Source organism: Streptomyces sp. NPDC029674, assembly GCF_044903205.1.
Classification (GTDB): domain Bacteria; phylum Actinomycetota; class Actinomycetes; order Streptomycetales; family Streptomycetaceae; genus Streptomyces.
In genome coordinates this window covers 48,743-62,959 of the sequence record NZ_JBJDPY010000008.1, presented here as the reverse complement: position 1 = coordinate 62,959, position 14,217 = coordinate 48,743, and the positions used below count along the sequence as shown (strand labels likewise).

The window sequence follows — 14,217 nt, the reverse complement described above, 5'->3', positions numbered from 1 at the left end:
CCCCGCCGGCTCCTCCCGGAACCCCCCCCCCCCCCCCCGCCCCCCCCCCCGCCCCCCCGGCCCGCCGCCCCCCCCCCCCCCCCGGGGCCGCCCCCCCCCGCCACTTTTCACGAACTGCGGCCGTCGGCCACGGGGACGCCGAAGTCCGGCGTGCCGTCGGCCTTCCAGCCCAGGCGCTGGATGCGGGTGTGCCGGTTGGGGTCGTGCAGCGGGTCGCCGGTGATCTCCTTGTACTGGCGGGCGTGGTAGACGAGGACGTCGGTGCGGCCGTCCTCGGCGACGGTGAAGGAGTTGTGGCCGGGCCCGTACTGCTTCGTGGTGTCGTTGCTGGTGAAGACGGGCTTCGGTGACTTCGTCCACGACGCGGGGTCGAGGAGGTCGCTGCGGGCGTCGGCGGTGAGCAGGCCCAGGCAGTAGTTGGAGTCGGTGGCGCTCGCGGAGTACGTCATGAAGACGCGTCCGTTGCGCTTGATGACCGAGGCGCCCTCGTTCACCTTGAACCCGACGCACTCCCAGTCGTACTCGGGTGTGGTGAGCCGGACCTGAGGCCCCGTCACGGTCCAGGGGTTGGCCATGCGCGACAGGAACACGGCCGTGTTGTTGTCCATGCCGGGCTCGTACTGCGCCCAGGCGAGGTAGCGGGACCCGCGGTGCGTGAAGGTGGTCGCGTCCAGGGAGAACGTGTCCCAGGCGGTGACGATCCGCCCCTTCTCCGTCCACGTCCCCTTGAACGGGTCGCGGTGGGAGTTCTCCAGGACCCACATGCGGATCTTCCACACGTCGTCGGCGGGCGCGGCGGCGAAGTACAGGTACCACTTGCCGTCGATGTGGTGGATCTCCGGCGCCCAGATGTGCGCGCCCATGTCACCGCTCGTGTGCTTGCGCCAGACGACGGCCTCCTCGGCGGTCGCGATGCCGCGCAGGGTGCGGGAGCGGCGCAGGACGATGCGGTCGTACTCGGGTGAGGTGGCGGTGAAGTAGTAGCGGCCGTCGGTGTGCCGGTGGATGTGCGGGTCGGCACGCTGCCGGACGAGGGGGTTGGTGAAGGGGCCGGCGTGCGGGGCCCGGCCGGCGCCCGGCGTGGCGGCGCGGGCGACGGCCGGGGCGGCGGCGAGGGTGCCGGCGGCGAGGGCGGCGCCCTTCAACACGAATCTGCGGTGCGGGCGTTGGTCGCTGGAGTGCATACGGTGCGCGCCTTTCCGGAGCGAGGAGACGTGACGTCCGTGATTTCGAACACCATCTGTGATGTCGAACGCCGAAACGGTAAAGGCGTGTTGCGGACAGGTCAACGGGTAGGACGGGGCGATCTGGCTGCTGGCGCTCGCACGTCGGGTGCACCCCCCGGCAGGGGGGCTGCACCCCCCTGACCGGCGGGAGAGACACGAGGGGCCGACATGGTCTTGTTGCCGCCCCTTTGCGGTCTCTTTCTTGAGGCGCCGTACCGCCGCGACCAAGATCGAGTTCCGGTTCGGGCAGTCGCCGGGACCGGAACTTCCACGAGGAGACAACGTGCAGCTGAAGGCGGACCGACGCACCCGGATCGCCGGTATCGGCGTGGTCACCGCGGCCACCGTGCTGACCACGCTCGCCCCCACGGCGCTCGCGGCACAGCCCGCCGACCGCGACGGCGGCAGGAGCGGCGCCGCCGCCGACGGCGTCGTGTACGACGACCAGGAGATCGTCGGGCTCTTCGCGCTGGGCAGCGGCCGCGCCGCACAGGAGCACCCCGACGTGCTCGACAAGTTCGGCATTCCGCGCCAGAAAGTGGACGCGGCGAAGACCACCGCCTTCACGGGAGCGCTGCGCAAGGCCGACCCGAACTTCCACCGGGCCGTCACCGAGAACGTACAGAGCGGCGACCCGTACAAGGTCGACGCCGCGCTCACCCGCCTCGCGGCCGACGTGAACAAGGTGACCGACAAGAAGTCGCTCCCCGACGGCGTCGCGCGTGGCTCTTTCTGGGTCAAGACGGACAACGTCGTTCTCCAGAGCGGCACCGTGGCCACCACGGTGGCGGCCGTCGCCGAGGTCGGTGTGGTCGTGGTGCTCGCCTACCAGCCCGCCGACGACACTTCGCAGTTCACCCGCGAGGCGCTGAACGTCGCGGTGGCCAAGGCTCTGTAAGCGTCGCGGCGGCCACGGCGCGACGAGTGCCGGGGTCCCGCGAACACCGTGTGGGCGTGCCGTCCTCCCCCGTCGGCGGGCGGCACCCCCACACGTCCGAGGGAACACACATGAGCGACACCCCCCAGGCCGTACGGCGAGAGCGCCGGGCCTTCGGCACGGCCGCCGCCGCGCTGTTCGCCGTCCTGGCCGCCTCCATCTACTTCGCCATGCCGCGCAATGTGACCACGCAGTCATGGATGCCCCCGGTGAAGACCGCGTTCTCCGCGTTCGTTCCGCAGGGCTGGGCCTTCTTCACCAAGGATCCGCAGAGCGAGCAGTTCGGCGCCTACCGGCCGCGCGGCGGAGCACCGCCCGAGAACCTCTCGCTGACCCCGCAGGGCAAGGCCGAGAACCTCTTCGGCCTCTCGCGGCGGCAGCGCGCCCAAGGCCCCGAGGAGGCGCTGCTCGCCTCCGAGGTGCGCCACTGGGAGACCTGCCGGGGCTCCAACGACGACTGTCTGCGCGCGGCCGCGGCCCGGCCCGCCGCCGCGGTGGCCAACCCCTCGCCTCTTCCCTCGCTCTGCGGAGACGTCATCGTGACCAGTCAGCGGCCCGTGCCCTGGGCCTATCGCGAGTTGCTGTCCGAGTCCTCACGCGTGACCCGCGCGGCGCACCTGCGGATCCGGTGCGATGACTGAGGCGGTGAAGCCCAGTGGCTTTCCAGACGCCGTCGACCGGGCGTTGCGATGTTTCGATCCACGGTCGGTGTGGTTCGGCTGCGGCCGCACGGTCATCGCCCTGGCGCATCTGGTCACGCTGGCACTCACCCCGTCCGCCGCGCTGCTCCACCCTCTCCTCGGCGAGCCGCCGTACCCGCACTGCGCGGGCGTGCAGGCCGTCTCCACGTACTGCGTGGGCGGTGACGCCGTCTCCCAGGAGTGGCGCCGCTGGATCATGGTCGCGCTGCTCGCCCTCGTCGCCAGCGGATACCGGCCCCGCTGGACGGTGTGGATCCACGCCTGGATCGCGTACTCGATCGGCGTCAGTACCGCGCTGCCCGACGGCGGCGAGGCCATCGCGAGGATCGTCTGTCTGCTGCTGGTCCTCATGGGCCTGGCCGACGACCGGCGCTGGCACTGGCAACGGCCGGCCACCGCGCTCGGCCCGCGGCGCCGAGGGGTGGCGTTCGCCGCCTTCTGGGCCCTGCGCGTGCAGTTGGTGATCCTCTATCTGCAGTCCGGCATCAGCAAGTTCGGCGTCCCGGACTGGCTGAACGGTTCGGCCGAGTACTACGTGTTGCGCGACCCGGTCTTCGGGGTCGCCGAACCCTTCGCGGCACCGCTGCTGAAGATGTCCGGAAATGGACTGCTGGTCAGCGCGATGACCTGGGGTGCGATCATCATTGAGCTGGTGATCGCCGCGTTGCTGATCGGCCCGGAGCGCTGGCGGAAGCTGGCCTTCCGTCTGGATGTGCTGCTGCACGGCGCGATCATCGCGACCATCGGCCTGTGGAGCTTCTCCCTGATCATGATCGGTTCCGCCGCGGTGGCCGCGACACCGGACCGCGTACCGCGTGAGGCCGGGGACGCCGACGAGGCCGAGAGCCCGCGGAGAACCGAAACAGAACCGACCCCCACCCCCCACCTCGGCTGAAGGAGAAACACATGACCGCGGACACCATCATCGCGTGCGGCAAGGGCCACGTCTTCTGGGGAACGTGGGTGCCCGGCGCCTCGGTGACCACCATCCGGCTCGGTCCGCGCAGGCTGGGCATGTGCAAGGCGGGCCGGCACCTGTCGCTGCTGCGTCGCGTCGACGAGAGCGAGCTGACGGCCGAGCAGCGCGCCACCCTCTTCGACGCGCCGTGACGGGAGTACGTCTGGAGGGGGTCGTCGCCGGGTACCGCGAACGCCCCGTGCTCGGCCCCATCGACACGGAACTCGCCCCCGGAGTGCATGTCCTGCTCGGGCGCAACGGCGCCGGGAAGACCACGCTCATGCGGGTCCTGGCCGGCATTCTGCCGCCGCTCGCGGGGCGGGTACTCCTCGGCGGCGCCGACCTGGCCGCCCACCGCGAGGCGAAGCGCGCGATCGGCGTGCTCACCCACCGTGCCGCGCTCAGCCCGCAGTTGAGCGTGCGGGACAACCTGGAGTTCTGGGCCCGGGTGCAGGGCCTCGACGGGGCGCGGCGCGCCGCGCGGATACGGGAGGCGGCCGGGCGGTTCGACATCGAGCGGCTGCTCGACCGGCGTACCGCCCGGCTCAGCAGGGGCCAGCTCCAGCGGGCCGACCTGGCCAGGCTCACCCTGACCGATCCGCACGTCCTGCTGCTCGACGAGCCCATGACGGGGCTCGATCCGGTCAGCGCCGAGCACACTCGCGCGCTGGTGCGTTCCTGGGGAGCGGACAAGACCGTCCTCTACTCCACGCACAGCGTGCCCGAGGCGATGACGCTCACCTCACAACTGCTGGTCCTCAAGGGCGGGACGCTCACCGGACTGCCGGTGCCGGGCGCCCCGGAGCGGGCCCAGTCGCCGTCCGCGTACGACCTGCGCACCTCGCGCGGCGACGGCGGCTGGGAACGGGCCGAGCCCGGGCAGGACACGACGATCGGTGAGCACATCGCGGGGCTCGTCGCCGCCGGCGTCGAGGTCACCGACGTACGCCCCGCCTCTGTGAGCACGGGGCGCACCGCTGAAGGCGAGGCCGACGCCACCGGGACCGGCACTCGGACCTCCGCCTTGGAAGCCACCATCCATCAACTCCTGGACGACTCCTCATGACCACCGGCGGACTTCTCGGCGCCCTCCTCGTCCGCACCTGGCGCCACCAGGGCCGCCAGGCCCTGCTCGTCCCCGCGGCCGCAGGCACGGGCCTCGTCGCCCTTCTTCTCGTGCTGCCGCACGTCTTCCCCGACGCGGTCCACGGAGAACTCGCCGCCGCCGACAACGGCCTGGTCGCCGTGGCCGGCCTGCACTCCGCCACCGCCCGCGCGCTGAGCACCGCGCTGCTCGCCGCGCCCACGCTGCTCGGGGTGGCCGCCGCGCTGATCACGGGGGCGGTCAGCCGCGCCGTCGTCTCCGGGGACCTGGCGGGCGGCTCCATGGAGGCGCTGCTCGCCACGCCGGTCCGCCTGCGCTCGGTGTACCTCGCCTACACGGCGTGCGCGCTGATCACCGGAGCGCTGTCCTGGCTCGTGCTCGTCCTCGGTTTCACCGGACTCGCCTGGCTGGCCCTGGCTCTCGGCGGCAGCACCGTCCATCTCAGCGCCGGATACCTGCTGCTGGGGCTGCTGGTCCCGGCCGCCTCCGTGCTGTGGGCCGCGTCCGCCACCGTGTTCGTCGGCTTTCGCTGGCCTGCCGGACTGCGCCCGACAGCGGGACTCGGCGGTGGCCTCGCGCGGACGGTCGCCCTGCTACCGGCGCTGGGAGCGACGACGGCCGGCAGCCTGGCACCCGACGCGTACACGACGGTGACGGGCTGGTACGTGAGCGGCACCCTGGTGCTGACGGCCGTGCTGCTCGTCCTGATGCCGCTGGTCTTCCGGGCGGAGCGGGTCCTGGAATAGCGGAGCGGGTCCTGGAATAAGGGTCCGGCCCGCCCGCACCCGGATCGATCGCGACCGGTTTGCGCAAGTCAGGACGTAAATCCCATGATGGTGACTTGATGCTTGATCAACCGGGGGAGCAGGAGCGACGACGGGGGCTGCGGAGACAGTGACGGACAGACGGGCGGGCCGGCCTGGCGATGTCATCGACGTCGTGATCGTCGATGACGAGGAACTGTTCCGTACGGGCTTGCGGATGGTCCTGGAGACGGCCGGGGACATCCGCGTGGTCGAGGCGTGCGAGGCCGACGGCGTGCTCAAGGCCGTGGCCGCGCACTCTCCCGACGTGGTGCTGCTCGACATCCGGATGCCTCAGCGCGACGGCCTCGCGGTGCTCGAGGACCTCAAGGGACGCATTCCGACACCGGCCGTGGTCATGCTCACCTCCTTCAGCGCCGACGCGTACGTGGTGCGCGCGCTGCGCGCCGGGGCGGACGGCTTCCTGCTCAAGGACAGCGATCCGGACGACCTGATCCGCGCCGTGCGCGCGGCGGCGGTGGGCGGTGGGCTGCTCTCCCCCTCCATCGCCACGGCGGTCGTGGAGGGGTACGCCTCCTCGCTCGACGCCCCGGCGCCCCCTGGCCCGGACGCCTCGGACCGGGAAGTCCCGGGCCCCGCCACGGCCGGAGCCGCACCACGGACCGCACCGCGCGAACTGCGGGAGCGGCTGGCCCGGCTCACCGCCCGGGAGCACGAGGTGCTCGCGCTGCTCGGCACCGGCCTGTCCAACCCGGAGATAGCCGAACGGCTCGGCATCACTCCCGGCACGGCCAAGGAACATGTCAGTGCCACGCTCGCCAAGCTGGGCACGGACAACCGCGTGCGCGCCGCGGTCATCGCCCACCGGGCCGGTCTCGTCGGCGCATCCCTGCCGCCCCCGGAACCGGCCCGATGACGCTCACCGCGTCCCGGCTCCCGTCCTTCCCGCGCCGCTGCGCGACCGAGGCCGCCGTACTGCTCTTCGCGGGCACCGACCTGCTGGTGGAACTCCTCGAAGGCGAGAAGGAGCGGCCGGGCCCGTACGGCCTCGTGCTGACGGTGCTCGCGCTGGCCGTCCTGCCGTGGCGGCGGCGCCGACCGGTGCTCGTGCTCGCCCTGACGCTGCCCGCGCTCCCGGCGGGCATGCAACTGGCCCCCTTGGTGGCCCTGGTGGCGGCGGCACGCGTACTCCCGCTCGTGGCGGCGTCGCTGTGTGCGCTCGTGGTGTCCGGCATCGAACTCCTCGACCATCCGCTGTGGCGCGGCGGTTCGTCACACGCGTCCGGTGACGTGCTCCAGGCCCTCGTGTACTGCGTGGTGTTCGGGGCGGCACCGGCGGCGCTCGGGCAGTTGCTCCGCTCCCGGGCCCGCGTCGCCGAACAGGTCCTGGCCCTGCGACAGAGCCAGGAGCGGGCCCTCAGGAGTGAGCGCGCCGCCGTCGAGGAGGCCGCGCGGGCCGGGCTCGCCCGGGAGATGCACGACGTGGTGGGGCACGAGATGAGCCTGATCTCGGTCAGAGCGGCGGCGCTGGCCCGGCGGGCCCCGGACGCGGACACCCGCCGGGAGGCCGAAGTGATCCGCGCGGTGAGCCTGCGCGCCCTGAACGAGGTACGGCACCTGGTCGGCGCGCTGCGCGGACAGCACCCCGAGGAGACGAGCGTGCCGCTCGGCTCCCGCCTGGCCGACATCCCCGTCCTCGTCGAGCGCAGCGGACTCACGGTGCGGCCACTGACCATCGCCCCCGGGGACGGGGTGCACTGGCCCGCCACCGTGGAGCTCGCCGCCTACCGCACGGTGCAGGAGGCATTGACCAACGTACTGAGGCACGGTGACACCGGCGCCCCGGTAGCTGTGCGCGTGGAGTCCGTGGACGGCGACACCTGCCTGGTCGTCGAGGTCCGCAGCGCGCCGGCCCGGGAACCCGCGGGGGAAGCGGCCCCGGCCGCCCCGGAGGGGAGCGGCGGCCACGGCCTGACCGGTCTGCGCGAACGCGCCCGAGTCCTGGGCGGCGCACTCACCGCAGGCCCGGCACCGGACGGCACCTTCCTGCTGCGCGCCGCGTTCCCGGCTCCCGGGCACGGGCTCATGGGCCCGGAGAGGGGCTGACGGCGCGGCGGGCGGCAGCGGCTCATCGGCCTTCGCGCCGGCGGTCCGACCGTCCGCCGGTGAGGAACTGGCGGGTGTACGGGTCCCGGGGTGCGTCGAAGAGTTCGTGCGTGGGGGCCGTCTCCACGATGCGGCCGGCCGACATGACGGCGACGCGGTGGGCGAAGTGGCGGACGAGGGTCAGGTCGTGGCAGATGAAGAGGTAGCCGAGGCCGAGGCGGTCCTGGAGGTCGGCGAGGAGGTTGACGATGCCCGCGCGGACGGAGGGGTCGAGCGCGGAGACCGGTTCGTCGAGGACGAGGAGCCGGGGGCCGAGGGCGAGGGCCCTGGCGATTCCGGCACGCTGGCACTGGCCGCCGGAGAGCTCGTGCGGCAGGCGGCCCGCGTACGCGGGATCGAGGCCGACCAGCTCCATCAGCTCGGCCGCCCTTCCGGCGACGGGTCTGCCGTGCACGCGCAGCGGCTCGGTGATGGTGGCGCCGATGGGGGTGCGGGGGGACAGGGAGGCGTAGGGGTCCTGGAAGACGGGCTGGAACCGCGGACGCAGCGCGCGCAGTTCGCGGCCGCGCAGCGTCGTCAGCTCCTGTCCGGCGAACCGGACGCTGCTGCCCCGCTCGGGCCTGCGCAGCGCGAGCACGGCGTTCGCCGTGGACGATTTACCGCAGCCGGACTCCCCCGTCAGCGCGAGCGTCTCACCCTCCTCGACACGGAACGACACGCGGTCCACGGCGGTGTGCTCCCCGTAGCGCACGACCAGATCGGTCACTTCGAGCAGCGGAGTCACGCGACGGCCTCCTCGGCGAAGAGCCCGGTGAGGGGCGCGGGCAGCTCTTCAGAGCGACGGCATGCGACAGCGTGCCCGCCGCCCCCGTCGACCAGCGCGGGCTCCGCCGCCCGGCACCCGTCGACGGCCACCGGGCACCGGGCCGCGAAGGCACACCCCGCGGGGAGCGCGAGCGGTGACGGCGGACTCCCCGCGATGACGGGCAACGGCTCGCGGGCCGCACGCCGCCCCTCCGGGGGTTGCGGCAGCGAGGCCAGGAGGGCCGCCGTGTACGGGGACTTGGGACGGGTGAGCACCTGGGACGTCGGGCCCGATTCCGTGGGTCTTCCCGCGTACAGGACCACCGTGTGGTCGGCGTGGGCGGCCGCCAGGGGGAGGTCGTGGGTGATGAGGAGCAGCGCCGGGGTCTTGTCCTCGGACTCGTCACAGGCGGTCAGGGTGTGCAGGATCTCCTCCCGGAGGCGGGGGTCGAGCGCCGTGGTCGGTTCGTCGGCGACGATCAGGTCCGGGGAGTTCACCAGCGCCATCGCGATCACCGCGCGCTGGCGCATGCCGCCGGAGAACTCGTGCGGGAGGCGGCGGGCGCGCCGTGCCGCGTCCGCGATGCCGACGCGGTCCAGCGCCGCGACCGCCCTGCGCCGGGCTTCCGCGCGCGGGACGCGGGCCACCGAGCGTACGGCGGCGGCGAGTTGGGCGCCTACCGTGTGCACGGGGCTGAGTACGGTGAGCGCGTCCTGCGGGACGTACGCGATGCGCCGCCCCCAGAGGCGGCCGTAGACGTCCACCCCCGCCCCGGCGATCTCCTCGCCGTCGAGACGTACGCTGCCGGTCACCCGGGCGCCGCGCGGCGCGAGCCCGAGGACGGCCCGGGCGGTCAGCGACTTGCCCGCACCGGACTCGCCGACCAGGGCGGTGACCCGGCCGGCGTGGACATCGAAGGAGACGCCACGCACGGCGGGCACCGAGCCGACGGTCACCCGCAGGTCCCGCACGGCGAGCAAGGGAGTGCTCATGCCTTGACCTCCGCGAGCATCGTCGACTGTGCCGGACGCGACGTACGCGCCGCGCGCGGCCGCAGCACGAGCACGACAGCCGGTGCGAAGGCCGCGGGCACCCGCAGATCCCGCACCGCGAACAAGAGGCTGCTCATGCCTTGACCTCCGCGAGCATCGTGGACCGTGCCGGACGCGACGCGCGCGGCCGTACCGCCGCCAGCGTCACCGCCAGGCCCGCAAGGAGCGCCAGCGCGGCCGCCGGTGCGAGGGCCGCCACCGGTGCCCTCTCGACGTACAGGCGTGACTCGTCGAGCAGGAGGCCCCACTCGGGGGACGGCGGCCGTGCGCCGAGGCCGAGGAAGCCGAGGGCCGCCAGGGCGAGCGCGGTGCCGGGGAGGCGCAGGAGCGCGTGCCGGGCGACGGGGCCCGCGACGGCGGGCAGCACGTGCCGGGTGAGGATCCACAGAGGGCTCGCCCCGATCGCGCGTTGTGCCGCCAAGTGGGCCCCGGCGCGCGTCTCTTGGACGAGCGCCGCGGCGTGCGCGGCCAGCGGAGGCCAGGAGATGAGCGCGACCGCGAGGGACGCGCCGAAGGTGCTGGGCCCGGTGAGGGCGGCGGCGAGGACGCCGACGACGACGGGCGGCAGCGCGTTGGCGATGTCGGAGGCGCCCGCGGCCACGTTCGGCAGGAAGCCGAGGACGAGCGCGACGAGCAGCGAGACGGCGCACACGGCGAGCGCCACGCCGACGGTGCTCGCGGCTCCGTGTCCGAGTCTGGCCAGCACGTCGCGGCCGAGCGCGTCCGTGCCGAGGGGGTGCGCGGTGGAGGGCGCCGCGAGTCGCAGCGTCGTGTCGACCCCGTACGGGTCACGCAGCAGCCCCCACCCGATGACGGCCGCGAGAGCCGCTCCGAGCAGGGCCGGCACCCTCGCCGGCACGTGTCCCGGCGGCGGTGCGGGCAGCGCGAGCGCCGAGCCCTTGAGCGCGGCGCCGAACAGCGCCTTCCGTACGAGGGCCGCGCAGCCGCCCGCCGCCAGGGCGAGGAGCAGCAGCGCGAGGACCGAGCCCTGGAGCAGCGGCAGGTCCTGGGACTTGGCGGCGCCGAGCGCGGTGCGGCCGAGGCCGGGCACCGCGAAGACGGTTTCGACGGCGACCGCGCCGCCGGTCAGCCCGACCGTGACCAGGCCGGCCTGCGGCACGAGCGCGGGCAGGGCGCGCCGCAGTGCCGCCCCGGTCAGCCGGGCGGGGCTCGTCCCGCTCGCCCGCCACACGTCCGTCCAGCGCTCGCGGAACACCGCGGGCAGCGCGTCGTCCACGAGCCGGCCGAGCAGCCCGCCCGCGGGGAGGCCCATGGCGAGGGCGGGCAGCACGAGGTGGCGTGGCCCCTGCCAGCCGGAGACGGGGAGGAGCCCGCACCACACGCCGAGGACGATCAGCAGCACGGTGGCGAGCAGGAATTCGGGTACGGCGGCGAGCATCGCCCCGGCCGCGCCTCCCCCGCCCCGCAGGGTGCCGCGCGCGCCGCGCACCAGCGTGGGCAGGCACACGGCGGCCGCGACGAGCAGCGCCACGGCGAGCGAGGCGCCCATGAGGGTGAGCGAGACGCCGAGTCCGGAGAGCACGGAGGGGAGCACGTCGGCTCCGGAGACCCAGGAGGTGCCGAGGTCGCCCCGGAGCACGCCGCCGGCCCAGCCGGTGAGCAGGGTGAGGGGCCCGGCGTCCAGGCCGAGGTCGGCGCGGATCGCCGACAGCGCCTCGGCGGTGGGCTCCTGTTCGGCGGAGCGCGCGCGGAGCACGGTGAGTGCCGGGTCCCGGCCGGACAGCCAGGGCAGCAGTCCGACGACGGCGAGGACGACGGCGAGCGCGCAGACCCGCACGAGCCCGGCCCGAGCCGCGCCCGACCCCATGCCCCGCAACATCGCCCCACGCGCCCGGCGCGTCACGAGCCGTATCCGTCGGGCCAAGTAGCGTATGTCGGCCATCACTTGACGTACGTGTCGAGGGTGATCAGCTCACGCTCGCGTGGATCCTTCGCGGAGCCCACCACGTTCGTGGCGTCGCCCTGGATGACCCGTTCGTGGAGCATCGGGACGGCCGCGTCGGTGTTGAGGACGGCGGTCTCGGCGTCGAGGACCGCGGCGCGGCGGGCGTCGCCGGACGTGGTCTCCTCCGCCGTGCGGACGGCGTTGTCGACGTCCGGGTCGGCGAGCTGGGAGATGTTGAAGGAGCCGTCGCCCGCGAAGTCGCTGCGCAGGTACGCGGCCGGGTCGCCGGAGTCGATGACGGTGGCGCGGGAGAGGATGAACGCGTCGAACTTCCCGGCCAGCGCGTCCGCCTCGACGGCGGCGTACTCGCGCACCTCCAGCTTCACCTTGAACCCGGCCTTCTTCAGCTGCTGCTGGAGCGTGGCCGCCACCTCGGGCAGTTCGGCCCGGTCGGTGAAGGTGCCGATGGTGATGGTCTCGCCGGACGGCTTCGCCGGTTCGGCGGCGCGGGTGCGCCCGGCACGCTCCGCCGCCCACGGCAGGGCGGGTCCGAGCAGGCCTTCGGCGGTGTCGGCGCGCCCTTCGTAGATGTCGTCGACGAGGGCGTCGGCGTCGATGGCCTCGCGGGCGGCGGCCCGCTGTCCGGCGTCCTTGAAGACGCCCTTGGCGGTGTTCAGGTAGAGGGTGTTGGTGCGCGGCATGGGCACCTCGGTGATCTGGTCCTTCTCCAGGAGCGAGGCCTGGGAGACCGGGATCGCCTCGACGATGTCGGCGTCGCCGCTGCGCAGGGCGGCGGCCCGCGCGGCGCCGTCGGGGACGAACGTCACGTCGATCCCGGCGGCCCTGGCGCGTCCGCCCCAGTACTTCTCGTTGCGGTCGAGGGTCGCCGACGACGTGCCGTCGGCCCCCTTCAGGACGAAGGCGCCGGTGCCCGCCCCGACCGGGTCGACCGTCCTGCCCCGGTACGCCTTGGCGGCCAGGATGGACAGCTGCGGCGAGGAGAGCCGCTGCGGGACGAGCGGGTCGGGCTCGCCCGTGGTGACGACGACGGTGTCGCCCCCGGCCCCGGCCTCGGCCTTGAAGTCGACGCCGTCGAGGATGCGCGGCTTGGGGGAGGCGGTGGCCGCCTCGGTGAGGGAGCGCTCGACGGCCCGCGCGGTCAGCGGGGTGCCGTCGTGGAACGTCACGCCCTCGCGGAGCGTGAAGGTCCAGGTGCGGTCGTCCGTCCGCTTCCACCTGGTCGCGAGCGCGGGTTCGGCGTCGCCGTCCTCGTCCAGGGTGACCAGCGTCTCCGCGGTGGACCAGCGCGACAGCTTGAAGGCGTCGTCGCTGAGCGGGGAGAGGCCGGAGCGGGGCGGGTTCATCATCGCCACGCGTATCCGTCCGCCGTCCGACGCCTTGCCCGAGCCGGCCGTGCTCGCGGCGAAGCACCCGGTGAGAGCGAGCACGGAGGACAGGGTCAGGGCGGCGGGAGGCAGCAGCTTGCGAGGGCGCACGGGACTTCTTCCTGGAACGGGACACGTCGACTCTGCGGCTGACGTCGACTTTGCGGCCGCTTGACCATAGCAGCATGACAATCGTTTTCAATAACGAGTCGATGTGCCGAGGTGTCGAGGTGTCGACGTGTCCCGTCCCAGGCCCGGTCAGCGGGCCACCGGCCACCCCGAACTCCAGTCGAGCAGGTTGACCCCGAGCTTCGGGGTGCCGTTGTCCTGGCCGTCGTAGTAGTGGTAGACGAGCAGGTCCCCGTCGACGTCCTTCAGCACGGACTGCCCGCCGGGCCCGATGTACCGGCCGTGCGACTCCAGGACGGTCGTGCCTCCGTTCCTCGTCATCGCGACGCCGTTCTTGTCGTAGTACGGGCCCGTCGGCAATGAGGCGCGCCCCACCTTGATCTTGTACGTCGAGTTCGTGCCCGCGCAGCAGGTGTCGTACGACGCGAAGAGGTAGTAGGAGCCGTTCCTCTTGATCACGTACGGCGCCTCGACCGCCTTCGTCCCGGTCGGCCGGGAGGCGAGCGAGTGGCGGGTCGTGTCGCCCGCGTACGGCTTGCCCGTCGCGGGGTCGACGCGGATCATCTTGATCCCCGTCCACCAACTGCCGAACGACAACCACCACTTGCCGTCGTCGTCGACGAAGAGGTTCGGGTCGATGGCGTTGTGGTCGCTGTCCGGGCCGGAGGTGACAACCGCTCCGTAGTCGGTCCAGGTGCCCGGCTCGCCCGTGGTGGAGCCCGCGAGTCCGATCGCGGACGTGTTGGAGCCGAAGCTGGAGACGGAGTAGTACATCAGGTACTTCCCGCCGTGGTACGAGATGTCGGGTGCCCAGGCCTCGGGCACCGTGGAGTACCGCGACCACCAGCCCGGCCTGCTGCCGAAGGCGTCCGCGCCGGCGCGGAAGGCGATCCGGTCGGTGGAGGCCCGGTGGCCGATGCCGCCGCCGGTGGCGTACAGGAGGTACTTGCCGGACGGGGTGCGGACCATCGTCGGGTCGTGGACGACGGTGCTGCCGGTGACGGTTCCGGGGTTGGGATAGGCCGAGGCGGTGCCCGGCACGAGGGCCAGCAACACGGCGGCGGGCAGGACGAGGAGTGCTCTGCGGCTGCGGCTGCGGCTGCGGCTCACACGATTCTCCTTGCTTCTGAAGGCGTCAGAGCT

Annotated in this window: 15 protein-coding genes; 8 read left to right on the top strand and 7 right to left on the bottom strand. The window is 73.3% G+C overall.

Features of this window, described 5'->3' with window-relative positions:
• Nucleotides 1-107 precede the first annotated feature (107 nt).
• On the bottom strand, nt 108-1,184 hold the full coding sequence (locus ACI2L3_RS20305) for a family 43 glycosylhydrolase (protein WP_404753747.1): 1,077 nt from the start codon (nt 1,182-1,184) through the stop codon (nt 108-110).
• A 325-nt stretch (nt 1,185-1,509) separates the two neighbouring features.
• Here ACI2L3_RS20305 and ACI2L3_RS20300 point away from each other — a divergent pair, with 325 nt between their 5' ends.
• The 8 genes from ACI2L3_RS20300 to ACI2L3_RS20265 all read left to right on the top strand — a co-directional run bounded on the left by ACI2L3_RS20300 (nt 1,510) and on the right by ACI2L3_RS20265 (nt 7,797).
• Entirely contained in the window at nt 1,510-2,124 is a 615-nt protein-coding gene (locus tag ACI2L3_RS20300) for a hypothetical protein (protein WP_404753746.1), read from the top strand.
• Nucleotides 2,125-2,234: 110 nt separating this feature from the next.
• Nucleotides 2,235-2,804: an SdpA family antimicrobial peptide system protein gene (locus tag ACI2L3_RS20295; RefSeq protein ID WP_404753745.1), complete on the top strand. Its 570-nt coding sequence runs from the start codon at nt 2,235-2,237 to the stop codon at nt 2,802-2,804.
• Entirely contained in the window at nt 2,797-3,759 is a 963-nt protein-coding gene (locus tag ACI2L3_RS20290) for a sporulation-delaying protein SdpB family protein (protein ID WP_404753744.1), read from the top strand. The genes ACI2L3_RS20295 and ACI2L3_RS20290 overlap by 8 nt, the downstream gene beginning before the upstream one ends.
• Before the next feature lie 11 nt (nt 3,760-3,770).
• Nucleotides 3,771-3,974 (top strand): hypothetical protein, encoded by a 204-nt coding sequence (locus ACI2L3_RS20285; protein ID WP_404753743.1) that lies wholly within the window; start codon nt 3,771-3,773, stop codon nt 3,972-3,974.
• Entirely contained in the window at nt 3,971-4,888 is a 918-nt protein-coding gene (locus ACI2L3_RS20280; protein ID WP_404753742.1) for an ATP-binding cassette domain-containing protein, read from the top strand. The genes ACI2L3_RS20285 and ACI2L3_RS20280 overlap by 4 nt, the downstream gene beginning before the upstream one ends.
• Nucleotides 4,885-5,673, top strand: coding sequence for a hypothetical protein (locus ACI2L3_RS20275; protein WP_404753741.1), 789 nt, complete (start codon nt 4,885-4,887; stop codon nt 5,671-5,673). Before ACI2L3_RS20280 ends, ACI2L3_RS20275 begins: the two co-directional genes overlap by 4 nt.
• A 193-nt stretch (nt 5,674-5,866) precedes the next feature.
• Nucleotides 5,867-6,607, top strand: a complete 741-nt coding sequence (locus ACI2L3_RS20270) for a response regulator (protein WP_404753740.1) — start codon at nt 5,867-5,869, stop codon at nt 6,605-6,607.
• On the top strand, nt 6,604-7,797 hold the full coding sequence (locus tag ACI2L3_RS20265; protein ID WP_404753739.1) for a sensor histidine kinase: 1,194 nt from the start codon (nt 6,604-6,606) through the stop codon (nt 7,795-7,797). The genes ACI2L3_RS20270 and ACI2L3_RS20265 overlap by 4 nt, the downstream gene beginning before the upstream one ends.
• Nucleotides 7,798-7,819: 22 nt before the next feature.
• On the opposite strand, the gene ACI2L3_RS20260 is transcribed toward ACI2L3_RS20265, so the two are convergent.
• The 6 genes from ACI2L3_RS20260 to ACI2L3_RS20235 all read right to left on the bottom strand — a co-directional run bounded on the left by ACI2L3_RS20260 (nt 7,820) and on the right by ACI2L3_RS20235 (nt 14,184).
• A complete protein-coding gene (locus ACI2L3_RS20260; protein WP_404753738.1) occupies nt 7,820-8,581 on the bottom strand; it encodes an ATP-binding cassette domain-containing protein in 762 nt (253 codons plus the stop codon).
• Complete coding sequence (locus ACI2L3_RS20255) at nt 8,578-9,594, bottom strand: ABC transporter ATP-binding protein (RefSeq protein WP_404753737.1); 1,017 nt, start codon at nt 9,592-9,594, stop codon at nt 8,578-8,580. Before ACI2L3_RS20255 ends, ACI2L3_RS20260 begins: the two co-directional genes overlap by 4 nt.
• On the bottom strand, nt 9,591-9,731 hold the full coding sequence (locus tag ACI2L3_RS20250; protein ID WP_404753736.1) for a hypothetical protein: 141 nt from the start codon (nt 9,729-9,731) through the stop codon (nt 9,591-9,593). Before ACI2L3_RS20250 ends, ACI2L3_RS20255 begins: the two co-directional genes overlap by 4 nt.
• On the bottom strand, nt 9,728-11,482 hold the full coding sequence (locus tag ACI2L3_RS20245) for an ABC transporter permease subunit (protein WP_404753735.1): 1,755 nt from the start codon (nt 11,480-11,482) through the stop codon (nt 9,728-9,730). The genes ACI2L3_RS20250 and ACI2L3_RS20245 overlap by 4 nt, the downstream gene beginning before the upstream one ends.
• 74 nt (nt 11,483-11,556) lie before the next feature.
• Nucleotides 11,557-13,056 (bottom strand): ABC transporter substrate-binding protein, encoded by a 1,500-nt coding sequence (locus ACI2L3_RS20240; protein ID WP_404753734.1) that lies wholly within the window; start codon nt 13,054-13,056, stop codon nt 11,557-11,559.
• Nucleotides 13,057-13,203: 147 nt separating this feature from the next.
• Nucleotides 13,204-14,184: an arabinan endo-1,5-alpha-L-arabinosidase gene (locus ACI2L3_RS20235; protein ID WP_404753733.1), complete on the bottom strand. Its 981-nt coding sequence runs from the start codon at nt 14,182-14,184 to the stop codon at nt 13,204-13,206.
• Nucleotides 14,185-14,217 lie beyond the last annotated feature (33 nt).

Excerpts from the sequence above, each read along its gene's own strand:
- ACI2L3_RS20255 (WP_404753737.1), bottom strand. The coding sequence starts at position 9,594 with ATGAGCACTCCCTTGCTCGCCGTGCGGGACCTGCGGGTGACCGTCGGC.
- ACI2L3_RS20305 (WP_404753747.1), bottom strand. The coding sequence starts at position 1,184 with ATGCACTCCAGCGACCAACGCCCGCACCGCAGATTCGTGTTGAAGGGC.
- ACI2L3_RS20295 (WP_404753745.1), top strand. The coding sequence starts at position 2,235 with ATGAGCGACACCCCCCAGGCCGTACGGCGAGAGCGCCGGGCCTTCGGC.
- ACI2L3_RS20275 (WP_404753741.1), top strand. The coding sequence starts at position 4,885 with ATGACCACCGGCGGACTTCTCGGCGCCCTCCTCGTCCGCACCTGGCGC.
- ACI2L3_RS20285 (WP_404753743.1), top strand. The coding sequence starts at position 3,771 with ATGACCGCGGACACCATCATCGCGTGCGGCAAGGGCCACGTCTTCTGG.
- ACI2L3_RS20265 (WP_404753739.1), top strand. The coding sequence starts at position 6,604 with ATGACGCTCACCGCGTCCCGGCTCCCGTCCTTCCCGCGCCGCTGCGCG.
- ACI2L3_RS20290 (WP_404753744.1), top strand. The coding sequence starts at position 2,797 with ATGACTGAGGCGGTGAAGCCCAGTGGCTTTCCAGACGCCGTCGACCGG.
- ACI2L3_RS20245 (WP_404753735.1), bottom strand. The coding sequence starts at position 11,482 with ATGGGGTCGGGCGCGGCTCGGGCCGGGCTCGTGCGGGTCTGCGCGCTC.
- ACI2L3_RS20250 (WP_404753736.1), bottom strand. The coding sequence starts at position 9,731 with ATGAGCAGCCTCTTGTTCGCGGTGCGGGATCTGCGGGTGCCCGCGGCC.